The 21,870-nt window shown below is 47.0% G+C and carries 19 protein-coding genes and 1 tRNA gene; 6 read left to right on the top strand and 14 right to left on the bottom strand.

Annotated elements, in window-relative coordinates:
- Positions 1 to 109: 109 nt before the first annotated feature.
- Positions 110 to 1,018, bottom strand: a complete 909-nt coding sequence (rdgC, locus tag J3U76_RS10260; RefSeq protein ID WP_208005882.1) for a recombination-associated protein RdgC — start codon at positions 1,016 to 1,018, stop codon at positions 110 to 112.
- 171 nt (positions 1,019 to 1,189) lie between these two features.
- Between rdgC and J3U76_RS10255 the strand changes: the two genes are divergently transcribed.
- From J3U76_RS10255 to J3U76_RS10245, 3 genes are all read left to right on the top strand, one after another.
- On the top strand, positions 1,190 to 1,621 hold the full coding sequence (locus tag J3U76_RS10255; protein WP_208005881.1) for an N-acetyltransferase: 432 nt from the start codon (positions 1,190 to 1,192) through the stop codon (positions 1,619 to 1,621).
- Between the two features lie 365 nt (positions 1,622 to 1,986).
- Positions 1,987 to 2,448, top strand: coding sequence for a GNAT family N-acetyltransferase (locus tag J3U76_RS10250; protein ID WP_208005880.1), 462 nt, complete (start codon positions 1,987 to 1,989; stop codon positions 2,446 to 2,448).
- A gap of 154 nt (positions 2,449 to 2,602) precedes the next feature.
- A complete protein-coding gene (locus J3U76_RS10245; RefSeq protein ID WP_208005879.1) occupies positions 2,603 to 2,881 on the top strand; it encodes a hypothetical protein in 279 nt (92 codons plus the stop codon).
- A gap of 179 nt (positions 2,882 to 3,060) precedes the next feature.
- Here the strand turns inward: J3U76_RS10245 and J3U76_RS10240 are convergent, their stop codons facing one another.
- From J3U76_RS10240 to J3U76_RS10225, 4 genes are all read right to left on the bottom strand, one after another.
- Positions 3,061 to 4,341 (bottom strand): dicarboxylate/amino acid:cation symporter, encoded by a 1,281-nt coding sequence (locus J3U76_RS10240; RefSeq protein ID WP_208005878.1) that lies wholly within the window; start codon positions 4,339 to 4,341, stop codon positions 3,061 to 3,063.
- A 349-nt stretch (positions 4,342 to 4,690) separates the two neighbouring features.
- Positions 4,691 to 6,118 (bottom strand): sigma-54-dependent transcriptional regulator, encoded by a 1,428-nt coding sequence (locus J3U76_RS10235; RefSeq protein WP_341534334.1) that lies wholly within the window; start codon positions 6,116 to 6,118, stop codon positions 4,691 to 4,693.
- Positions 6,111 to 7,814 carry a transporter substrate-binding domain-containing protein gene (locus J3U76_RS10230; RefSeq protein ID WP_208005876.1) on the bottom strand — a complete coding sequence of 568 codons (1,704 nt, stop codon included), beginning with the start codon at positions 7,812 to 7,814 and terminating at the stop codon, positions 6,111 to 6,113. Before J3U76_RS10230 ends, J3U76_RS10235 begins: the two co-directional genes overlap by 8 nt.
- Positions 7,815 to 7,828: 14 nt before the next feature.
- Positions 7,829 to 8,731 (bottom strand): LysR substrate-binding domain-containing protein, encoded by a 903-nt coding sequence (locus tag J3U76_RS10225; RefSeq protein ID WP_208005875.1) that lies wholly within the window; start codon positions 8,729 to 8,731, stop codon positions 7,829 to 7,831.
- 285 nt (positions 8,732 to 9,016) lie between these two features.
- Here J3U76_RS10225 and dat point away from each other — a divergent pair, with 285 nt between their 5' ends.
- Positions 9,017 to 9,847 (top strand): D-amino-acid transaminase, encoded by an 831-nt coding sequence (gene dat / locus J3U76_RS10220; protein ID WP_208005874.1) that lies wholly within the window; start codon positions 9,017 to 9,019, stop codon positions 9,845 to 9,847.
- A 169-nt stretch (positions 9,848 to 10,016) separates the two neighbouring features.
- Here the strand turns inward: dat and J3U76_RS10215 are convergent.
- Positions 10,017 to 10,093, bottom strand: a tRNA-Pro gene (locus J3U76_RS10215).
- Positions 10,094 to 10,273: 180 nt separating this feature from the next.
- Here J3U76_RS10215 and tadA point away from each other — a divergent pair.
- The gene (gene tadA, locus J3U76_RS10210) at positions 10,274 to 10,759 is read left to right on the top strand and encodes a tRNA adenosine(34) deaminase TadA (protein WP_208005873.1); all 486 of its coding nucleotides are present in this window, start codon (positions 10,274 to 10,276) and stop codon (positions 10,757 to 10,759) included.
- Positions 10,760 to 10,981: 222 nt separating this feature from the next.
- Positions 10,982 to 11,632 (top strand): pyridoxamine 5'-phosphate oxidase, encoded by a 651-nt coding sequence (pdxH, locus tag J3U76_RS10205; RefSeq protein ID WP_208005872.1) that lies wholly within the window; start codon positions 10,982 to 10,984, stop codon positions 11,630 to 11,632.
- 44 nt (positions 11,633 to 11,676) lie between these two features.
- Here pdxH and J3U76_RS10200 read toward each other — a convergent pair whose 3' ends face one another.
- The 8 genes from J3U76_RS10200 to mgtE all read right to left on the bottom strand — a co-directional run bounded on the left by J3U76_RS10200 (position 11,677) and on the right by mgtE (position 21,834).
- On the bottom strand, positions 11,677 to 12,819 hold the full coding sequence (locus J3U76_RS10200; RefSeq protein WP_208005871.1) for a ribosomal protein uL16 3-hydroxylase: 1,143 nt from the start codon (positions 12,817 to 12,819) through the stop codon (positions 11,677 to 11,679).
- 195 nt (positions 12,820 to 13,014) lie between these two features.
- A complete protein-coding gene (purB, locus tag J3U76_RS10195) occupies positions 13,015 to 14,382 on the bottom strand; it encodes an adenylosuccinate lyase (RefSeq protein ID WP_208005870.1) in 1,368 nt (455 codons plus the stop codon).
- A 103-nt stretch (positions 14,383 to 14,485) separates the two neighbouring features.
- Positions 14,486 to 15,109, bottom strand: a complete 624-nt coding sequence (gene hflD / locus J3U76_RS10190) for a high frequency lysogenization protein HflD (RefSeq protein WP_208005869.1) — start codon at positions 15,107 to 15,109, stop codon at positions 14,486 to 14,488.
- Complete coding sequence (mnmA, locus tag J3U76_RS10185; protein ID WP_208005868.1) at positions 15,106 to 16,212, bottom strand: tRNA 2-thiouridine(34) synthase MnmA; 1,107 nt, start codon at positions 16,210 to 16,212, stop codon at positions 15,106 to 15,108. Before mnmA ends, hflD begins: the two co-directional genes overlap by 4 nt.
- A 145-nt stretch (positions 16,213 to 16,357) precedes the next feature.
- Complete coding sequence (locus J3U76_RS10180; protein ID WP_208005867.1) at positions 16,358 to 16,762, bottom strand: group II truncated hemoglobin; 405 nt, start codon at positions 16,760 to 16,762, stop codon at positions 16,358 to 16,360.
- 18 nt (positions 16,763 to 16,780) lie between these two features.
- The gene (locus J3U76_RS10175; RefSeq protein ID WP_208005866.1) at positions 16,781 to 18,214 is read right to left on the bottom strand and encodes a vWA domain-containing protein; all 1,434 of its coding nucleotides are present in this window, start codon (positions 18,212 to 18,214) and stop codon (positions 16,781 to 16,783) included.
- A 3-nt stretch (positions 18,215 to 18,217) separates the two neighbouring features.
- Positions 18,218 to 19,672, bottom strand: coding sequence for an AAA family ATPase (locus J3U76_RS10170; RefSeq protein ID WP_208005865.1), 1,455 nt, complete (start codon positions 19,670 to 19,672; stop codon positions 18,218 to 18,220).
- An 821-nt stretch (positions 19,673 to 20,493) separates the two neighbouring features.
- A complete protein-coding gene (gene mgtE / locus J3U76_RS10165) occupies positions 20,494 to 21,834 on the bottom strand; it encodes a magnesium transporter (protein ID WP_208005864.1) in 1,341 nt (446 codons plus the stop codon).
- Positions 21,835 to 21,870: the final 36 nt, after the last annotated feature.

Genomic DNA, 21,870 nt, shown 5'->3' with positions numbered 1-21,870 from the left:
AATCCATCGAACAGACGGCTGTACGATATTCGCCGTACGCGATACGTTAAAACAAATCGGTGTTTTGCTTTAACGTTAGGCGTACGGCCTTCTTTAAGCTAGCTCGCACTCAACGATTTTCTTCCCCACCTAATGCTGCAATTAAATCAGGCACAAAACGAGATAGCTCGCCCGTTACCAAGGCAAAGTCGGCATCAAAGCGGGCAGCAGCGTCTTCACTGGTAATATCATCGTTTTGCTCACGCAATTCTTCTGAAAACTTCAAGCGCTTCACGCTCATGTCGTCACTCAGAATAAAGCTAATGGTCTCGGCCCAGTTTAGCGCCAACTTGGTGACTAGCTTATCGGCTTCTAAATGCACTTTAATTTCGTCACTCAACAAATCTTGCTGCTTAGCACGAATAATACCCCCGTGCTCTAAGGCTGAACGCAGCTCGGCTTCGTCTTCTAGAGCAAAACCGGCGGCCGCAGCGCCGTCTTTTAACCATTCTGTCAGCGTTAGCTCAGGAGGCGTGGTCATGGCCAGTGGCACTACTGGCAGCGAACCTATGCTTTTGCGCAACAATGCCAGCATGTCTTCGGCACGTTTAGCTGAGCTGGCATCGACCGCAATAAAGCCATCTTTAGGGTTAATCCAAGCAAAGGTCTGCTGAAAGCGGCTAAAGGCGCGGGGCAATAAATCAACGATAATTTCTTCTTTAATGGCGTCTTTTTCTTTTTTCTTTAACGCACGGCCATATTCCACTTCCAGCGTTTCTGCTTTTTCGGCCACCATGTCGTTAACCACAGAGCCTGGGAGCATTTTTTCTTCTTTTTTGGCACAAATTAAAATTTGCTCATCCGCGATATGAGTCAGCGCTTGGCCCTGCTTACCCAAGGGAGATACCCAGCCAAATTTGGCCTGTTCTTGACTACCACAAGGGGTAAAAGGCAGTGCCTCTAATTGCTTTTCTAACTCTTCAATAGCCAGATCAAATGGGCGAGTAAAACGATAAATCTGCAGGTTCTTAAACCACATAGCATCCTCAATAGCGAGCCACAAAAAAGACATTGTACTGCAAAGTGGCTTTGTGATCAGGCCGTCATTCTCAATCAACACACAGGACTTAGCTCACAGAGCCATATTAAAGCCAATTAAGGAATTGGCTAAGCGCTGTACACTCATTTAAACAGCTGGCGGAGAAAGCAAATGATACGACAAGCCACAACTAAAGATGCAGATGCCATTTTAGATGTTTGGCTGTTAGCGTCTTTACAGGCACACGACTTTATACCTGCTGCTTTTTGGTGGCAGCAACAAGAAGCCATGCGCGCGCGTTATTTACCCATGGCGGAAATATGGGTGTGTGAACGCAACAACGAAGTGCAAGGGTTTGTGGCGTTAGTGAATAATTATTTGGCCGCTTTGTTTGTGCGCCCCGACTGTCAACAAAATGGCATTGGTAAAGCGCTACTCGATACTGCTAAACAGCAACGCCAACAACTGTCACTTAAGGTGTACTGTGAAAATGACATTGCTGTTAACTTTTATACTCAACAGTATTTTAAGGTGATGGGAGAAGGAATAGACGCAGCGACTCAACAGCCAGAGTTGTATATGGAATATCAATCTCATTCCTAATAAGCAATAACGTTTACTTATGCCAACATACTAAAACATACAAAAAGCGTGCAAAAAAACGAACAATATGAATAGCCTGTGCATGTAAGAGTAAGCTCATTATCTACTTATCGTGTCTATTTTACCGCCTTTAACATATGCCTGCTTATCGTTTTTAGCATAATGATTTTTTCACTCGGTGTTTGCATTGCAAAGTGAAGTTGCTCTGTGAGGGGGACTTTCGCTTTATAGTCGAATAATCAGCTAAATATGAGCAAAGTCAGCTAAATTAGCAACAAAAGTAGTAAGTCTGTCGCTAAGCCACTTTTTTATTTCGGGCAAATGTGGCTATATAGAGAGACGGATAACTGCTAGCAGGAGATAAAATGGAGATCAGAAAAATCCGCAGTGGTGAAGCAGGTAGCATTTGGCGTTTGCTTCATAATACGGTGCACCGCATTAATCAGGCGGATTACAGTAACGAAGAGCTCGTCGTTTTAGCGCCCGATGAATATGATGCTCCCCATTGGGTAAGCCGCTTTATTCGTACTCAACCGCTCGTGGCCACCCAAGGCCGAGATTTGCTTGGGTTTGCTGAGCTGGCTGAAGATGGCCGCATTGATTTATTCTACGTTCATCATAATCACCAAGGTAAAGGCGTAGGGCGTGCCCTTATGCAGCGCTTAAGAGCGGAGGCGGCCTCTCGTGGTTTAAACCAACTGTATTGTGAAGCCAGTATTACTGCCCGACCGTTTTTTGAGAACATGGGGTTTGAGTTTGTGGAAGACCGCGAGCTTGAGCGTAAAGGTAAGTATGTACCTGTGCTGCTGATGAAAAGTGATATATAACTGCATCAATCATATCCAGCTCTTGCCTAATCTTAATAAAATAAAATAAGGTATACTCACTAGTTGGCACTTGGGAGCTGAAACTAAAACGATAAATGTGTAAGCGTATGAAGCGTGCCTTATTCGATATCATACACTTGGTAAACCGGTAAAAATGAATTGCAGTTACCTTTATAGCCTGATTACCTTTATTGTTATTTTTGCTACTGGCAGTTACTACACCTACCTACAAATTACGGCCGAACGTAGCGAGTTAAAGCGAAGCATGGGAGACATTAGCAATGCTCAGCCTTCCAATATAGAGCGCCGTCTTAGGCACTCCTTATCAACCACTTATATTCTGCTCGTCACGGCGAGTAAACTCGCCCCCTCTGGCTTCAGCGCAGGGTATCCAACTGCCATGGATGGCGGAAATGCCGAAATGGCAGTTTGATAAAGCTATCTTACATATGCAGCGTAATAAGCAGAGTATTGCCTTAATGTATTTGGGTTTAGATAGTTTTAAACGTATTAATGGCACTGCATGCCATTAATGGGGCGGGTTGTTTGAGGGATAAAGCTGACAATATAACAAGGGACGGGGAGATAGCCCGTCCCTTGCTGTTTCTAGCGTTAGTTATTCTTTACGGAGTTGGCGGCAGTAGTGGTGCGATTATAAACTGTTTCGTCTAATTCGTTTTCGCTCTTGCCGAGTAAGACGGCAACCATCAAGTCACCGCAAACATTGACGCTGGTTCGTGCCATATCCAAGATACGGTCGATACCTGCAACAATCGCGAGCCCTTCTAGCGGCAATCCCACAGTTGTTAAAACTAGCGATAGCATGATAAGGCCAGCACCTGGCACACCAGCAGTACCAATGGAGCCTAAAGTGGCGGTCATAATGATCAAAATATAATCAGAAGCCGCTAAATCAACCCCAAAAGCTTGAGCGATAAACACAGCACACACACCTTGGTATAAAGCAGTTCCATCCATGTTAATAGTGGCGCCAAGGGGTAGCACAAAGCTTGAAATGCCTGAAGACACGCCCATTTCTTCACGGGCAGCCTTAATGGTAGCCGGTAGTGTGCCGGAGCTGCTGGTGGTGGTATAGGCTACGATGGCGGGGTTGATCAGCCCTTTCAAATAAGGAATAGGGCTAAGACGGCCCACCACTTTAATGACGCCACTGCAGAACACAACGATATGGATCAAAGAGCCGATATAGACGAGTGCAATCACCTTGAACAGCGGCAGTAATACTTCAAGACCATACTTACCTGCAACCCAAGCCATCAGACCAAAGACACCGTAAGGGGCTAACTTCATGATCAGTTCAGTCAGCTTATACATACCCTCAGCTAAGCTTTCGAATAGTTTGATTGCCGGATCTGCTTTTTCACCACACAAGGTTAAGGCAATACCCAAGCCGAGTGCAAAAACGATAATCTGCAGTATGTTACCAGCAGCCATTGCGCCAATGGGGTTTTGTGGAACGAGAGCCAATAGAGTTTCCACTAGAGAGGGAGCTTCTTCTGCTGCTAATTGCTCAGTAATCGTCATATTCATGCCATTACCTGGAGTAAACAGGGTCGCAAGACCTAGACCAATACTAATAGCCACTGCGGTAGTACAGAGGTAGAGCAGCATAGATTTGAGGCCGATACGGCCCATTTTTCGAGTATCCTGCATTGAGGTGACCCCCACGACGAGGGAGCAGAATACGAGTGGTACAATGAGCATCTTAATGGCATTGATAAAAAGCGTACCGATAGGCTTAAACATCTCAGCATCTGGGCCCATTACAGCGCCGGCAATAATCCCCAGAACCATACCTACTAATATTTTTTTCCAGAGCGAGAGACCACTCCAAAAGCCGGTGCGACCTTGCCCTAATGTTGTTTTTTTCATCGTCTATTCCTTAAGTTACTGATGTCATGGTGTGCTGCTGGACCTGATTGAGCGATACGACTGTCCTGCGCACGGGTACGTACGACCCCTTATTAAGTTAAAGCAAGTAATGCGCCAACGTATCGCGGAAAGAAATATTTTAACTAGTTGTTTTTAAAGGGTTTTTGTATTTACTCAGTAAGTAAAATAATGAAAGGGGTATAACTTAAGTTAAGTGAAAAAAAAGGGGTGAAAGTAAGTTCTTATAAATCAGTGCCTTAGGTTATTTCTTTGGGGTTATAATATTGAGCTAGGTTATAGGGGTTGCTGTGGCTGAGTATCTTGCTTGGGCATTTAAATTAGAGACCGATCATTCAACCGAGCGGTTAGCCTCTAGCTTTTTTAACCGTTTACTCAACGCGGGTTGGGAAATGCCAAGTAATCGAGCGGCCAGAGACTGATTATCTTGTGCTCTGTGCATGGCCTCAATAACCAATATATCGCCCACTTCGTTCAGCTTAGGCAATATCCTCATCTGGCTAAATGGGGCAAAAGTATGCTCATTTTCTTCTACTAATGGTGCTTCTTGTTGTCCAAGAGCTCGACGAAACACCTCCATCGATAGCATTCTCGACTTGTGTTGGCTCATTGCATCGAATACTAAGGCTCGTAACTCTCTGATGTTTCCAGGAAACTCATAATTAGCCAGTAATATAGGAAGCTCTTTGGATATAGTTGGAATGTTTTTAGCTAACTCAGCTGCCGCCTCGGCAAGAAAATGCTCTAGCAGCAAAGGAATATCACCTTTGCGTCGTCGCAAGGGCGGGACTTCTACCTGATGGATACGTAACCGATAATAAAGATCTTTGCGAAACTCGCCAGCTTGCTGCTTTTTAGCTAATTCATGGTGAGTTGCCACAACCACCCGAGCCCGAATACGCTTAGGCTTGTCGCTGCCTAGGGGGTAATACTCACCTTCTTGTAGCAATCGTAATAGTTTAACTTGGGACACTAAGCTTAGGTCGCCAATTTCATCTAGAAACAAGGTGCCGCCTGCTGCCTGCTCAACCATACCTGCACGCGCCTTATCAGCACCAGTGAAAGCCCCCTTATTATGGCCGAATAGGGTGTCGGCAAATACGTTATCATCAAGACCGGCGACATTTACACAAACTAGGGGGCCATTGCGGTTACTCAAAGTATGAATAGCATTCGCGATTAACTCTTTGCCTACGCCGCTTTCACCACAGATTAATACTGGCTGACTGCTGGCGGATATGGCTTCTAAATACTGAAAAACCGACCGCATACCTTTATCTTGGGTAATGATATTGGCAAAGATCTCTGGGCGCTCTAAGGTATCGTTAAGAAAGCGCTTACGCATTTCCTGATTTTCTAAGCGCATTTCTTGACTGGCAATGGCGCGGCTGATACCGCCAATTAACCTTTCTTCTTCTGAGGTTTTAACAAAGTAATCATAAGCGCCAAGGCGGATACAATTTACTGCCGTTTCTAGCTGATTCAAGCCACTGACAATAATAACGGCGATATCGGGATATTCTTCTACTATTTGCTTTAAGAGAGTTTCCCCCGAGAGGTGGGGCATAGTGAGATCTAGCAGCACAAGCCCTATGGGTTCTTGAGCAAGGAGGGCCATAACATTTCGGCTATCTTCGCTGTGGTAGATATGATTGATGCCTCCCCGTCGTTCAAGAGCAATGCTGAGGCTGCGCAAGAATGCGGGCTCATCATCCACTAATAAAACGCCAAAGTTTGGGTAGAGGTTACGATTACTCACAGCCTGGTTCCTTAATTGTAGGTAAAAACAGAGTAGCATGGGTGCCTTTGCCCAATTCAGATTCATAGTTAAGCTGGCCACCATGTTCCTGCACTATGCTAGCAGACACAGAAAGCCCTAGCCCTATTCCACCTTGTTCACGTTTAGTTGTAAAAAAAGGGTCTTTTAAACGAGATAGATGCTGTGGCTCAATACCGCACCCTTGATCTATAACCTCAAGGCGTAACTCTTTGCTCTGTATATCATAATCAGTTTTTATGGAGATACTTTGCTCTACAGATGTTAGTGCTTGGCAGGCATTGACGATAAGGTTGATGATCACTTGTTCTATTCGTTGCGCATTTCCATAGAAGCAAGGAACGCCTTGTGCGTAGTGGGTCTTAATATGATGACTGGATTGACGAAGGGTATTGTCAACCAGTCGGATAACAGTGGCTACCACCTGATTGAGATCCACTACTTCATTAAGCTCAGTCGGTCCCTTACGAGCAAAATCTCGCAGATCATCAACAATACGCCTGATCCTATTCGCGCTGGTCAGCATATCATCTAACATGGCAGGAATCTCTGTGCGCATACGGCTATAAGGCAAACCAGCCAGATAAAAATCGCCATGTTCGTGATACTGTGTCTCTAATAGCTCTTCTATATCTTGATATGCCTCTTTAAGAACCGGCAAGTTCAACAGCAACAGGCTGCAGGGGTTATTGACCTCGTGGGCGACCCCAGCGACCAATATGCCTAAAGAGGACATTTTATCCGCCTGAATCAGTTGCTTATGTTGACGATCCAATTCGGCTGCCCGGTTGGCAACTTCACGCGCTAGCACGCGATTCCAAATAACAATGCCACCCAATATTAACAGTAGCATGAAGGATATAAGAGCCGTTACCAGCCCAATCTTTTTCCAAGGCCAGCCTGTAACAGTTAAGTCGCCCAGCCACTTATCATATATCTCTTGGTGACGGCCTGTTTTTTTGAGAATAGCCAAGCCCTCGCTAAAGCGAGCTAACAGTGCTTCGTTCCCTTTAGTAACCGCATAGCCATAGCGTTGCGGGCTAAAAGGCTGACCGACCGGTGTGATATTTGATAGTTTTAATTCACGCCCTAAATAAAGGCCTGGCAGGTTGGCCACTAATGCGTAATCATGTTTTCCTGCGGCAAGTAAGCGTAGTGCTGCGGCATGAGTGTCGACCAAAATAAGCTGTGCTTGTACATTATCCTGTACTAGGTGATCGTGCATAATACCACCTCTTTGTACTATCACTTCTTTATCTCGCAGCTCGGCAAGTGTGGCGGCTTTACTTTCGCCTTTACGCGCAAAAATTGACTGATGCACTATGGCATGAGGGGGGGAGAAGTGATATTCGGCTGTCCGCTTTCCTGAGTATATAATGCCCTGTAAAACATCGAGCTTGCCTTCATCAAGGTTTTTACGCATAGCACTCCAATCCCCAAGACGAATATCTACCTTCATCCCCATCACTTCTGCAATAGCAAGGGTTAACTCAACATTATATCCGTCAGCAACCCCGTCTTGGTTGATAAATTCATAGGGCGGATAGTAATGATCGCCGCCTATATGAATGATGTTTTCATCTAAATGGGGAATAGCAGCTGCTTTATTTAAAAATAAAAGCAACAAGAAGATGGCTTGCAGGGTATACCGGCCGAGACCACAGAGGGCTATGTGCATATTGTTGACTCCGGCTATTTACTAAACTTGTGCTTACATACAAGCCAAAAGTCTTCGGCGACACTAGGCAGTGTGCTGCAACTGCGATAAAGGCACACAGTGAGCGGAAGCTGCCAACTAGTCTCTCCGCATATGACCAAAAGTCCTTGCTGTAACTCTTCACGAATAGCAAAGCTGGGGACCCAGGCAATACCTATGCCCTGCATTGCCATAATCTTTAGGCTGTCGGCTAAGGGTGACTCAAATACCTGATTGAGCGTGACAGTTCGCGGTCGGCGGCGCAGTAGCTGTTCGACACAGCGCCCCAAGAATATGTCTTTAGGGTAGCCTAGGTAAGGGACAGTGACAGGGTCTGCTGCATCTAGGTCAAAAATAGCACGGCCTTCTTCATCACCTCGACACACAGGCACTAACTGAACGGTTTGCAGTTCAAGATGATGAAAATATTCAGATGAGAGGGTTGGCTCCTCAAAGGCTAATAGAAACTCACAGAGGCCGTTTTTTAAGGCGTGTGCGCAATCGTCCACATTAGCCACTAATTGGCGAGTATTAACCCCTGTTAGTGCTTGTTGAAAAGAGTGTAAGAAGGTGGGAAACAAAGAGAGAGAAAGAGTGTGAGACACGGCAAAGTTAAGAGTGTTAACCCCTTGTTGTTTCATTGACTGTAAGTGATGGATGCTGTCCGATAGCTGAGATACAAGATTACGCGCTGTCATTTGAAACAATAGCCCTTCAGCAGTCAACGTTACTGGCATGCTGGCTCTATCGATCAGCTCACAACCCACCGCCGCTTCTAACGCTTTGATTCGGCGACTGAAGGCAGGCTGCGTCATGTGCCGTTCTTTTGCTGATTGGGAGAAACTATGGGTGTGGGCTAGCGAGAGAAAGTCCTCTAACCATTTTGTTTCTATATTCATGCACCTATCTCTTGGCTCGACAATGATATGTCGATAGTTGTTTTCTGGCTGACATTGGTTGCACTATACCACCTGTAGCGCTTTTGTATGCAGTCCAATATGACGTTATGTTGAACCTGCTCGCCATAGTGGCGGTTGAGAGTTTAAGGTTATCTGTTTGTTATATAAGAACTTTTAGTAGTTATGCGGTTTGGGCATTAGTGATACGTAAACAGCATTGTTGTTGATTAAGCTGAGTGAGTAGACTGTTTAGCTTGTTACTCCACAGCATGGGTGAGATATAAAATGAAAGTACTCGTTAATAATACGATAGAAAGCAGAGAAAATGTTGCTATTGACATTGAAGACAGAGGTTATCAGTTTGGTGATGGCGTGTATGAAGTAGTAAGGGTTTATGAGGGTGAGGTTTACGAGCTAGATGGTCATGTTGAGCGCTTTTTTAGAAGTGCACAAGAAATAGATATTACTCTTTCATATACAGTCAATGAGCTAAAAGAGAACATTAAAGCGCTAATAGCAGAAAACAATGTAGTGGATGGCGGTATCTACTTTCAAGTGACGCGAGGTGTTTCTCCAAGAAAACATAGCTATGATCGAACATTAGCCTCTCATCTTATTGCTTACCCACTTTACTTTACTCGCCCTAAAGAAAAGCAACTATCAGGTGTTACTGCGATTACTGTCGATGATTTAAGATGGTTGCGTTGCGACATTAAAAGCCTGAATTTATTATACAATGTGATGATGAAGCAAAAAGCGCAAGATAATAAAGCGTTTGAAGGTATATTTGTTCGTGATGACGTTATCACAGAAGGAACATCAACAAACGTATTTATAGTAAAAGATGGTGTTTATAAAACTCACCCTGCTAGCAATATGATATTAAATGGAATTACCCGTCAAAGAATTTTGAGCTTATTAAGTGAAAATAATTTTACTGTTGAAGAGGTTAAATTTACTAAAGCTGAACTTTTGGCAGCTGATGAAGTATTTATCACATCAACCACCTCTGAAGTGATGCCAATTATTGAGATAGATAATCAAATTATTGGTCAAGGCCAGGTGGGAGACAAAACAAAACAGATATATAATTTACTTATTAATTATATTGGCTAATGCTATCAGAAAAGGTAATGGAGAGCTTGGTTGTTGGTACTATAAATCAAATAACCAGATGGTAGGTGAGCACTTAGCTGAAGCTTTCAAAGTATGGAATAAGAAGAGCCTATTAATCATGGGCCTTCCCAACAAAAAAGCCACTTCTTAGAAGTGGCTTTTCTTGATTTGGTCGGCGTGAGAGGATTCGAACCTCCGACCCCTAACACCCCATGCTAGTGCGCTACCAAGCTGCGCTACACGCCGAATCGGTACTTACTATATAGAGCAGAAGATCGTGCTGCAAGCCCATTTTGGTTATTTAGGCTCAACTGCTGCTTTCTTACTCAAAGTGTGACTTTTTCAACGATAAAAACAGTATTTGCGCCATTTCCGCGTTTTGAGATAATAGCCCGCTATTCGGCTAAGCCAACAAAAGACAACATTATGACAGAACAAGATGAGTACTGGATGCGCCAAGCCATGGTGCTGGCGGCTAAGGCGGAACAGGAAAATGAAGTCCCTGTGGGGGCGCTGGTGGTGCATAATGGTGAGTGCATAGGGCAGGGGTGGAATAAGTCAATTGGTAACCATGATGCTACCGCCCATGCCGAAATTATGGCGCTGCGACAAGCAGGAAAAGTCTTAGGTAATTATCGTCTGCTTGAGTGTACGTTATATGTCACGCTTGAGCCGTGCATTATGTGTGCAGGAGCCATGATACATAGTCGCATTCAACGGGTAGTGTATGGCGCCAGTGATGCAAAAACTGGAGCGCTAGACTCAGTATTGCAGTTATTGGCAACTCCTGGCCTTAATCACTTGGTGGCGTGGCAGTCTGGAGTGTTGGCGGATGAATGTGCTACTCAGTTGAGTGCCTTTTTTAAGCGTCGCCGCGCCGAGAAAAAAGCTGCCCGCAAGCAACAAAACTGAAAAGGGGTCGGAGTCATTTTTGCATTTTTTATAGCAAAACCGCTTGATTTGAACCTTTTGATGCTCGTTCCCCCAAAAAAGGGTCGGAGTCATTTTTGTACTTTTTTGCAGTAAAACCCTTGTTTATGGCTGGTGAAGTTTGTTGAACACCAGAGGGTGCGGCTTGCCAATGATGACGATGGCGAGCACAATAAGTGTTCGTCAACTAGGAGATATACCTGTATGGAATTGGCCCACTATCGGCGTGAATATTTGCAAGGCGGATTACGGCGCAAACACTTGCCGGACAACCCTCTCGATTTGTTTGAAACCTGGATGCAACAAGCGGTGACGGCAGAAATAGGGGATCCAACAGCAATGGTGGTTGGCACCGTCGATGAGCGGGGGCAGCCGTACCAGCGCATTGTGTTGTTAAAGCATTTAGATGAGCAAGGGTTTGTATTTTATACCAATATGGGCAGCCGCAAAGCCAGCCAGTTGGCGCAAAACCCGCGGGTTAGCTTGTTATTTCCGTGGCATGGTTTAGAGCGCCAAGTGCATGTTACCGGGCAAGTGGAGCGTCTTTCTACGTTAGAGGTCATGAAGTACTTTAGTAGTCGCCCTAAAGACAGCCAAATTGGTGCTTGGGTCTCACAGCAATCGGCGCGAATTTCGGCGCGTGGGGTGTTAGAAGGTAAGTTTTTGGAAATGAAACAAAAATTTTCCAGCGGAGAAGTGCCCTTGCCCAGCTTTTGGGGCGGTTTTAGAGTGAAGTTTGACTCAATAGAGTTTTGGCAAGGGGGCGCTAATCGCCTGCATGACCGCTTTATCTATCAACATAAAGCCGGCGATGATCATACCGCAGGCTGGTCAATCGACCGTTTAGCCCCTTAAATGGTTAGCTTGGCGCCAACTGCTAGACGCCAAGTTATCAATAGTTACTCTTCTTCTTCAAAATACCAGTAACCCTGATTGACTAGGGGGAGCAGTACTTCTAATAAGGCCTGAGGTTGCGTTAAGCAAGCAACTTCTGGGCCGCAAATGCGCGCTTGATCACAGAGCAAGCTGATGGCTTCACGATCGGGCTCGGCTAATTGATAGCGCTCGCCGTCTAAATAAAACACTTGCTCATTATCTTGCATATAAAAGCAGCGAACTCCAGCCAAACGGTATAGATGATCGCCGTTGTCCATGCGCAATACTAACTCTTCTAGGCTGTAGGCGGGCTCGGGTGGCTCAAGATCTAAGTCGTGCTTGGCGTCTGAGATCATTTCACCAAACCAATTGGCTAATTGTTCGGGATCTTCTAATAACTCTGTCATTAAGGCTTTAACTTGTGACAGCACAGAGTGATCGATGCGCCCATGAGCACTACAAGCAGGCAGGTCGGCATCGTTAAAGCGACGGCTGGTGACTTCGTGGGCCAGCAGATGATCGGCAAAGCCTGAGATTAAGTCTCGTGCATCGGGGGCACGAAAGCCGACTGAATAATTAAGAGCCGGCGTTTCGGCGTAGCCTTCGTGCGGGCAACCAGGCGGAATATAGATCATATCGCCTGGGGTCAGTATTTCGTCTATTTCTGCGTCAAAGGCTTCGCAGTGACGTAAAGCGCCATTGGCGGCAAATTGCGTTAGCTCTTGTTTTAGGCCCACGCGCCAGCGGCGAGTGCCTTGCCCTTGAATAATAAAAACCCCATATTGATCGATATGCGGACCAACGCCACCGCCAGGGGTAGAGAAGCTCACCATTACATCGTCGAAGCGCCATCCTGGAATAAAGCGAAAGGCATCGGCTATATCTTGCACCCCTGGGTGCCATTGGTTAACGGCCTGTACTAGCAAGGTCCAATCTTTATCGCCAAGGTGATCGTAGCTGTCAAAGGGGCCACTTTCTGCCTGCCAGCGCGCATCGGCTCGCCATACCCGGCGCGATTCTATTTCTGACTCTAGCGCTAAGCCTGCTAATTCATCTGGGCTTAGAGGATCGTTAAAGTCAGGAAAAGCTCCCTTGATCAGTACTGGTTTTTTTTGCCAGTAATGAGTCAAAAAATCATTAATATCAAGAGTAAGTGCGCTATGCATGGCAACCTGCAGTGGTAAAAGAAAGCATGAAAAAGAGCGGCCATTATGCCAAGGCACAGTCGAGAATGATAGATTAGGAAGACATAGCCATTAGCTTGAAGCCGAAAGCTAAAAGAAAAAACACCGAGCCTTCGTTTAGGCTCGGTGTTTTAGAGTGTGTTACTTCTAGCTTCCAGCTTAGCGCTTTAAGCTTGCTTAAATCTCGTCGGTAAGCTTCACGGCTTTGCCAATGTAGTTGGCGGGGGTAAGCTGTTTTAGCTCATCTTTAACGGTTTCTGGTAGGTCTAGGCCGTCGATAAAGGTGCGCATGCCTTCGGCGTTAACGCGCTTGCCACGAGTTAGCTCTTTGAGTTTTTCATAAGGCTTTTCAATGCCGTAGCGACGCATCACGGTTTGTACCGGCTCGGCCAATACTTCCCAGTTTTGATCTAGATCGGCCGCTAACGCTTCTGGGTTGGCTTCTAACTTGCTAATGCCTTTTAACGTGGCTTGGTAAGCAATCACCGAATAACCCACGGCTACGCCTAGGTTGCGCAATACTGTGCTGTCGGTTAAGTCGCGCTGCCAGCGAGAAACCGGCAATTTGGCAGACAAGTGATTAAAAATTGCATTGGCTAAGCCTAAGTTACCTTCGGAGTTTTCAAAGTCGATAGGGTTAACTTTGTGCGGCATGGTGCTTGAGCCAATTTCGCCGGCCACGGTTTTTTGCTTAAAGTGGCCAATAGAGATGTAGCCCCAAATATCGCGGTCAAAGTCTAATACGATAGTGTTAAAGCGCGCCACGGCATCAAACAGCTCGGCAATGTAGTCATGCGGCTCAATTTGTGTGGTGTAGGGGTTAAAGTCGAGCCCTAAGCCGGTTACAAAGCGCTCGGCAAACACCTGCCAGTCTACTTCTGGGTAGGCGGAAACGTGGGCATTATAGTTACCCACGGCACCATTGATTTTTGCCAGCATTTCGACGGATTTAATCTGCTTTAACTGGCGCTCAAGACGATACACAACGTTGGCCATTTCTTTACCCAAAGTTGTGGGTGAAGCGGGTTGGCCGTGAGTACGACTTAGCATAGGCGTGTCACGGTACTGTGCCGCTAAGCCTTTTATGGCGTCAATTAACTGTTGGCAGTAAGGCACAATCACTTGTTCGCGACCGGCGGTTAGCATAAGGGCGTGGGCGTTGTTGTTAATGTCTTCACTGGTGCAAGCAAAGTGAATAAACTCACTCACGGCGGCCAGCTCTGGCAAGACTTCTACTTTTTCTTTTAAGAAGTATTCCACGGCTTTTACGTCGTGATTAGTGACACTTTCTATGTCTTTAATGCGTTGGCCATCGGCTTCGTTGAAATTGGCAACAATGCCATCGAGCAGCGCATTGGCTTCATCTGATAGTGCAGGAACTTCAGTAATGTCGGCATTAGCGGCTAGCGCTTGCAACCAGCGAACTTCAACTTCTACGCGAAAACGCAATAAACCAAATTCGGAAAAAATAGTGCGTAATTCTTGGGTTTTTGAACCATAGCGGCCATCAACCGGAGAAATAGCCGTTAATGCAGACAATTCCATGAACAACAACTCCTGAACGTTGGGGGGGGGGTAATAAATAGCGTTAAGCTATTAGCTTTCAGCTGTCAGATAAACATTATGCTAAACAAAATAACAATGTGATTTACTTGCGCAGGGCAGTTTGGGCCTGAGCCACTAATTGCTTGCGCGCAAATAAAATATGGCGGCGTTTACCGCCAAGTTGGCGCCAGAGTACAGCGCTACGAATGCCGGCCAGCAGTAGGGCGCGAATTTGATGTTGCACTGGTGTTTGCTGCAAATATGTGGGGTTTCCCGCCACTTGAATACGCGGCCCTATGGGGCTCACAATATCGCTATATACGCTGGCGAGGCTGGCTAGTACTTGGTCGTCAAGTAACTCAAAATGGTGGCGCTGGCGTTTTACTTGGTTAATGCGCTCGCCCAACATGGCCATAAGGTCTTGGCGTTTGGCAAGTTTGCGCTCTAGCGCCACTATGCCCACTAAATAGCGGGTAAGTTCGGCATTTTTGCGCGCACTTTTGTTACTTAGTTGATCGACAATGGTTTGATAGCCTAAGGTTAGCGCCTCTTGGCCACCATAAATATCGGCGCTTTGCTCGGCGTCGGTCACTAAAATACTGTTTAATGTGGTCGTTAAGGTGGCTTTATCTTCAATACTGCCTTGGCGGGCCACTTGTTGTACTAAATGGGCAGCCTGACAAATGCCGGCAAAAGCTAGAGTTTGATTCTCAAGGTTGTGACTCACACTGGCTCCTCATTTAAACGCGTTTCTATCACACCGCCGCCTAAGCACACGTCGCCATCATAAAATACGGCAGACTGGCCTGGAGTGACTGCAGCTTGCGGCGTATCAAAGGTGACTTTAAGGGTGTCGTCATCTAGGGGCTCAACTAAGCAGGGAATGTCGGTTTGGCGATAACGGGTTTTTATGGTGCAGCGAAAAGCCTCACTAATGGGCGTGCGGTTAACCCAGTGTAATTGGCGTGTAATTAGGCCTTTTGAGTAAAGCCGTGGATGATCGCCCTGGGCCACCACCAACACATTGCGATCCAGCTCTTTGTCGACCACATACCAAGGGTCGTCACTGGCATTTTTTAAACCACCAATGCCTAAGCCCTTGCGCTGGCCTAAGGTGTGATACATCAAGCCCTGATGCTTACCTATCACTTCGCCGTTAACGGTTTCAATGTTGCCTGGCTGCGCTGGTAAATACTGGGCTAAAAAGTCAGTAAATTTCCGCTCACCAATAAAGCAGATCCCCGTGGAATCTTTTTTGCCAGCGGTAACTAATTCCAGTTGCTCGGCAATGCGGCGTACTTCGGGTTTTTCTAGCTCGCCCACCGGAAATAAGCTTTTGCTTATTTGTTCGCTACTTAGGGTATACAGAAAATAGCTTTGGTCTTTATTGCCATCTATGCCGCGCAACATTTGCGGTTGCTCGCCAAAACTGCGGCGCACATAGTGGCCGGTGGCAATATAGTCTGCGCCTAAGTCTTCGGCGGCAAACTCTAAAAAAGCCTTAAATTTGATTTCTTTGTTGCACAGAATATCAGGGTTAGGGGTACGACCGGCTTTATACTCGGCCAAAAAATGCTCAAACACATTGTCCCAATATTCGGCGGCAAAGTTGATGGTATGTAGTTCAATACCCAGCTTGTCGCATACCGACTGTGCATCGGCTAAGTCTTCGGCGGCAGAGCAATACTCGTCGGTATCGTCTTCTTCCCAGTTTTTCATAAACAGGCCTTCCACCTGATAGCCCTGCTGTTGTAGCAGATAGGCTGAGACTGAAGAGTCTACCCCGCCGGACATGCCGACAATCACTTTTAATTGACTGTTATCGCTCATTACTCGCCGTCACCTGATTGCAAAACGGCCGCCATTTTACCAGACAAACGCCAACAGCGGGAGGCTATACCGGTAATTCAATGCTTCTATTTTTAAATAAGGCAGCGCCGTGCGGTTTACTGCAAGCGCGCTGTTCGTTTAAAGCTTATGCTTGGGTGCGGCAGCGTTCGGCAGGAACACTGAGCGCTTGTAATAAATAAGTTTTAAATGAGGGGCTGTAGTCTTGTTGAGCTAAGGCTTGTGCCATACAAGCCAGCCAAGCATCACGTTCACTTGAGCCAATGGCTAAATGTGCATGAGCGCGAGGAATGCTAATGGGGCCATATTTTTCACGATATAAACTTGGGCCACCTAACCAGCCGGCTAAAAAGCGGGCTAGTTTATCGGTGCTTTCTTTTAGGCAGTCTGGGTGCATGGCCCTAATAATGGCAGCATCGGTGCGAGTGTCCATGGCGTGATAAAAATCGGCGGCCAATTGCTGTAATCCCGCCTCACCACCTGCGGCTAGATAAGAGTTATCTGCTTGACCAAACATAGAGGGAGTTGTCATAAATAAAATCTCTGCAAGTTATTGTAAGCGTGCTGCTTGCTCTAGGGTTTTCCAATCACTAAATAACCGTATCGGTTCGCACAATTGTTGCATGGCGTGCAGTGCCGTTGCGTAGCCGAGCTGTAGGCCAAATACGCGCATCCCTTGTTGCTCTTTTGCCTGTTCAACGTGCTGTTGTAACTCTTGGCTTACCTGAAACTCCCCATCGCTCACCAGCAATATATCCGCTTGCTGATAGGCCTGTTGCTTTAAGCGTTGTAAGGCTGCTAGCAAGGGTGTGTTGACGTCTGTACCACCACTAAAGGAGCCGCGTAACATATCCAGAAGTTCGGGCAGTGTTAAGTCTTGATTATCTAGCGTGAGCAGCTCATCGGCGCCACCAAACAAATAAACCAAGCAGGCGCGGTTGTGTTGTTTAGCCACACTTAATGCTTCTAATACCAAGGCTTTAGAAACTTGCTCGGCTAAACCGTGCATGGAGGCAGAGGTATCTAGGCACAGAATAATAGGGCCTTGTTGCAGCCCTTGGCCCGTGCCTTCGCCTTTACCTGATCGTGGGGCTGTCCAGTCGGTGCCGGCATCTATGGGCATCACCCCTGCTACGGCATAACTAAGCAGGCCTTGTTCGGCGCGGCGGGCGTGCCACAGCATGTGCAACACTGAGTGCCCCATAAACGCGGCTTCTATGGGTAACATGCGAGTAAGATTATCGGAGCGGGTGATTCCGTCGGTTTCCATGGGCACATCGGGGATTTTGCGCTCTTGCAGACCCTGCTCGTTAGGGCTCATTTTTTGCTGTAACTGGCTAATTTCAGCACTTTGCTCTGGGCTAGGCCTTTGCTGGCCCAGTTGCTGTAATAAACGCTGCAAAGGCTGAATATTTGAAATCCACTGCTTTAAGCGCAATAAATCAAACCAGGCTCTGTCTCTTAGCTCACCACTGTTTTGATCAGTACCAATTGCCGGTGCCACTCCTAATTCCTCGGCTACCTGATCCATGCTTTGCCACAAGCTCACTCTGTGCTCCCACTGCTTGGCAAGCTTATTAAGGGCGTCACGGGTATGGCGAGCGCGGGCGATTTGTTGAGCTGCGGCTTTATCTGAAACGACTTGGTGCAACATAAGCCCGTTAGCAGTGGCTGGCCAAGCCAGTTCAACTTGCTCTAGGGTGAGTAAAATATCTTGCACCACAGCTTGCGCCACCTCTGGGGTCTGCTCGCTATAGAGCAAGGCACCAGAGCGCGCCAGCAACTGACGAATACGCCGCTCGGTGCTGGTGTTTAACCACTGAGCCGGCGGAGCCAGCTGCCCTTTATCGAGTCTGGTCAGTAACTGCTGCACCCAAATGGCTCTGGGCAACAGACTACCCAAAGAGTGAGTTACCACCAGCGCAAACAAGTTTTCGGGTAAACTTGATAATGGCGCCAATCCGGGAGGTAATGGGGTTGGCATCAATTAAGCCTCAACCGGTAGCGCAGAAAAGCCCTCGTGCAACTGTTGCAAGCGCGCTTTTTGCTGGGTTAATTGTTGTTGCTGTTGGGTGAGTTGTTGCTGTATTTGGGCCGATAAGTCTGACTCTAACCACAGGTGCTGGCGTAAACGCTCGGGTAAGTCAGTCAGTTGTTGATCCAGCCAGCCTAAGTATTGAGTCAGCTCGGCAATGCGCTCGTCAAGTTGGCGCAAACGAGACTCAATGTGCGCAGCGGGCCAGGCTTTGGCTTGCAAAGCCGTAGGGCGCTGATAGGGCTCTAAAATAGGCTGGTATTGATCAAGCTGCCCGCCTAAATTACGAATTTCATCGGCGGTAAAACTAGAGTTAGCCAAGCGAGGCTGGTGATAGAGTAATTCACCTTTCTCATTGGTGCGTTGGCGCTGGCCTTTAGCTTCTGTAACTGGTTGGCCTTGTTCGTCTAAGTACAGCTGATAACCCTGTTCGTTTAATGCAGGAAGCACAGGATCGGCATCTTGATCTAATCGTTGTTGCCAACTATCCACTAATTCCGTCATTAATGCAGGGCTAAAGCCAGGATCTGCGGCAATGTGCTCTTTTAACCAGTTATTGAGGGAGGAAAATTGCTCGGGTTGCTGCCACATGCAGTGCGGTAATAACCAAGCGTCAAATAATCCGGCTTGCGTTTCACCATTACAAAAAGCCGACACCTTGATGAGCTTAATCACTTTGCGCCAGCGTCTATCGGAAATCGTCATATCTTGCTCGGCTAAAAAAGCACGCAAGCTATGTAATAAACGGATCAGTGCATCCGATAGCTCAAGCTGGTTAGCACCATCGCGAATAGTATCCAAATCGGCTTGGCTTAAACGTTGTGAGTCATCGGGGGCTTGATAGCTGTGATTTAAAGTAAGCAGCTGAGTAAAGCTGTCGTCGTTAATGGGATTAACTTGAAAACGCAGTAAAAAGCGGTCGTACAGCGCATTAAGTTCGGCACTTTCTGGTAGCTCGTTACTGGCAGCAATCACCGAAATAAGCGGCACTGTCACCCGTTCACTGCCGTTGTCGAACTGACGCTCGTTGAGCAGAGTGAGTAAGCTGTTAAGAATGGCGCTATTGGCTTTAAATATTTCATCGATAAAGGCAATGGCAGACTCGGGTAAGTAGCCTTGGGTTTGGCGTAAATAGCGGTCTTGCTCAAGTGCTTTAATGGATAAGGGGCCAAATAATTCTTCGGGCACCGAAAAGCGTGTTAATAAACGCTCAAAATAGCGATTATCATCAACCACTGTATGCAGGCGACGGGCCATTTCACTTTTGGCGGTGCCAGGGGGGCCAAGTAATAATAAATGCTCCCCCGATAAGGCGGCAAGCAAGGCCAGTCTGGCTGGCGTATCCCGCTCTAGCAGCCCTTGCTGCATGTGGGTGATAAGTGCTGCAATACGGGATTTTGTCGCCATGTGTCAGACCTGTAAGTTGATTGTATTAAAAGTGTTTTACGATTGTACCCAAAAAGGCGGCCAGCTTTAAGCAGTAAGCGCTAAGAAATAGCGCCCAGCTTATCCCCTTCGGGGAGCTGTCAGCCGTAAGCTATAAGCTGTCAGTTGAAAAGCCTTTCTGCTTCGCAGAATCCACAGCTAAAGCGTGGAACTACAGAAAACCCAGAATTTGGGTCATTGCGAGCGCAGCGTGGCAATCCATTCTTCAGGCCCGTGCAGCGCCAGACATGGATTGCCGCGTCGCTGCGCTCCTCGCAATGACGACGAAGTAAAGCGGTACGCCTTACATTAAAAAATCCAATCGTGTGTAGGGTCAAATTAATTCGACCGATTTTAAGGTATGCCATGGTTTTTGTGCGAATAAATTCGCCCCTACGAAAAGCCAGAGCGACTCTCTTTGGTCATTGCGAGGTACGAAGCAATCCATTGTAAAAGAGAGCGCTAGGTCTAACGCTATACATCATACGTTAAAGAAAACACTGTTTGTTCGTACCGCGCTCAGCGTATAACTAAAAGAAAGCCGTCAGCTATCAGCGGTAAGCTGTCAGTCCACTCAACACTCAACCAGCGTCTGTTTGTTGGCTTATGGCCGCTCTGCGGTCGGTTTGTTTTTGTTTGTCTGATAGCTGACGGCTTAAAGCTGATCGCTGCCCGAAGGGCCTAGATTGCCGCGTCGCTGCGCTCCTCGCAATGACGAAATAGATTGCTGGGATGGGTGATTAGGGACTAGTGATTAGCACACCGCGCTTGTCTTTCTGTTACTATTCCCTATTCCCCAACCTCTAGCCCAAGGCTAAAAAGCGTGAGGCGATAAATAGATAGATAATAACGCCTGAGGCGTCACACACAGAGGTGATAAGGGGGGCGCTGGCGCTGGCGGGATCAAAGCCCAATTTATTTAACACAAAGGGCAGACTCATGCCCACTACGCAACCAATCATGACCACCGACATCATGCTCATGGCCAGCACTAAGGCCACCACTTCGTCGCCACGCATATAGCCAATGGCAGACACGGCCACAGCCATGGTGGCGCCTAAACACAATGCCACTAGGGTTTCTTTACCTAATAAACGAAACCAATCGCGCATCACCACATCGCCAGTGGCTAAAGCGCGCACCATTAAGGTGGCAGATTGCGAGCCGGCGTTGCCGCCGCTGTCCACCAGTAAAGGTAAAAAGAACACCAGTACCAGATTGGCGGCAATAATATCTTCAAAGTGCGCAATGCCGGCGCCTGAGAATAAGTTGCCAAATACCAGCAATACCAGCCAAAACACCCGTTTGCGATACAGTACGCCTATGCTGGCATCTTTTAATTTACCAACAATACTGGTCACACCGCCGGATTTATGAAAGTCATCGGTGGCCTCGTCACTGGCTACGTCCATGGCGTCATCGTGGGTGACTATGCCCACTAAGGCACCATGCTCATCGGTAATAGGCAGAGCAATAAGGTCATAACGGGCCACGGTTTTCGCAACGTCTTCTTGATTATCGTCTACTTTACAATGTACGGGGGCGCTGATCATTAAGTTATGCATTAGGGTATGGGGCGCGGCTAAAATAAGGGCGCGCAATGACACTACCCCTAATAATTTACGCTCGCTATCAATCACATAGGCATGATAAATGGTTTCTGCATCGGGGGCTTCTACGCGTAATGTCGCCAGTGCCGTACTCACATTCATATTGGGCTCTAGGGTGGCGTAATCTGAGCTCATTAAAGCGCCCGCAGTGCCTTCTTGATAGGCGGCCAGCTTTCTAATATCTTCGCGTTTTGCTTGAGCAAGGGCAGGAAGCAGCGCGTCTTTTTGTGCTTGATCAAGATGCTTATATAAGTCGGTGCGCTCATCTGAGGGCATTTCACCCACTACGCGTGCTAAATTGGCGCGCGGAAAAGCTCGGGCAAGCAGCTCTTGTACATCGGCATCTAAATAAGAAAACACCGTCGCTCTATTGGGGAGACGATCTAATAAACGCCAAGCTAAAGACGGGGCAATTTCAGCTAAAATATCGGCGATATCAATGGGGCGCAAAGGAGTCAGCTGCTCAAGGGCGGTGTCAAATTGTTCTTGTTCAATGGCGTTGCCAATGACCAACGCGAGTTCTTGGTTTTTCATATTCTGCTCCGCGTTATGGCCTAATAGGCAATCAAC

Origin of the sequence: Oceanisphaera pacifica (genome assembly GCF_017498065.1) — a bacterium.
GTDB classification, from domain to species: Bacteria; Pseudomonadota; Gammaproteobacteria; order Enterobacterales; family Aeromonadaceae; genus Oceanimonas; species Oceanimonas pacifica.
This window is presented reverse-complemented; position numbering and strand designations above follow the sequence as displayed.

Coding starts and splice junctions, on each gene's coding strand:
- J3U76_RS10240 (WP_208005878.1), bottom strand. CDS start 4,341: ATGAAAAAAACAACATTAGGGCAAGGTCGCACCGGCTTTTGGAGTGGT.
- mgtE (WP_208005864.1), bottom strand. CDS start 21,834: ATGAAAAACCAAGAACTCGCGTTGGTCATTGGCAACGCCATTGAACAA.
- J3U76_RS10175 (WP_208005866.1), bottom strand. CDS start 18,214: ATGCCAACCCCATTACCTCCCGGATTGGCGCCATTATCAAGTTTACCC.
- rdgC (WP_208005882.1), bottom strand. CDS start 1,018: ATGTGGTTTAAGAACCTGCAGATTTATCGTTTTACTCGCCCATTTGAT.
- J3U76_RS10180 (WP_208005867.1), bottom strand. CDS start 16,762: ATGACAACTCCCTCTATGTTTGGTCAAGCAGATAACTCTTATCTAGCC.
- J3U76_RS10170 (WP_208005865.1), bottom strand. CDS start 19,672: ATGGCGACAAAATCCCGTATTGCAGCACTTATCACCCACATGCAGCAA.
- J3U76_RS10255 (WP_208005881.1), top strand. CDS start 1,190: ATGATACGACAAGCCACAACTAAAGATGCAGATGCCATTTTAGATGTT.
- tadA (WP_208005873.1), top strand. CDS start 10,274: ATGACAGAACAAGATGAGTACTGGATGCGCCAAGCCATGGTGCTGGCG.
- pdxH (WP_208005872.1), top strand. CDS start 10,982: ATGGAATTGGCCCACTATCGGCGTGAATATTTGCAAGGCGGATTACGG.
- J3U76_RS10250 (WP_208005880.1), top strand. CDS start 1,987: ATGGAGATCAGAAAAATCCGCAGTGGTGAAGCAGGTAGCATTTGGCGT.
- dat (WP_208005874.1), top strand. CDS start 9,017: ATGAAAGTACTCGTTAATAATACGATAGAAAGCAGAGAAAATGTTGCT.
- J3U76_RS10200 (WP_208005871.1), bottom strand. CDS start 12,819: ATGCATAGCGCACTTACTCTTGATATTAATGATTTTTTGACTCATTAC.
- J3U76_RS10245 (WP_208005879.1), top strand. CDS start 2,603: ATGAATTGCAGTTACCTTTATAGCCTGATTACCTTTATTGTTATTTTT.
- mnmA (WP_208005868.1), bottom strand. CDS start 16,212: ATGAGCGATAACAGTCAATTAAAAGTGATTGTCGGCATGTCCGGCGGG.
- J3U76_RS10230 (WP_208005876.1), bottom strand. CDS start 7,814: ATGCACATAGCCCTCTGTGGTCTCGGCCGGTATACCCTGCAAGCCATC.
- purB (WP_208005870.1), bottom strand. CDS start 14,382: ATGGAATTGTCTGCATTAACGGCTATTTCTCCGGTTGATGGCCGCTAT.
- J3U76_RS10225 (WP_208005875.1), bottom strand. CDS start 8,731: ATGAATATAGAAACAAAATGGTTAGAGGACTTTCTCTCGCTAGCCCAC.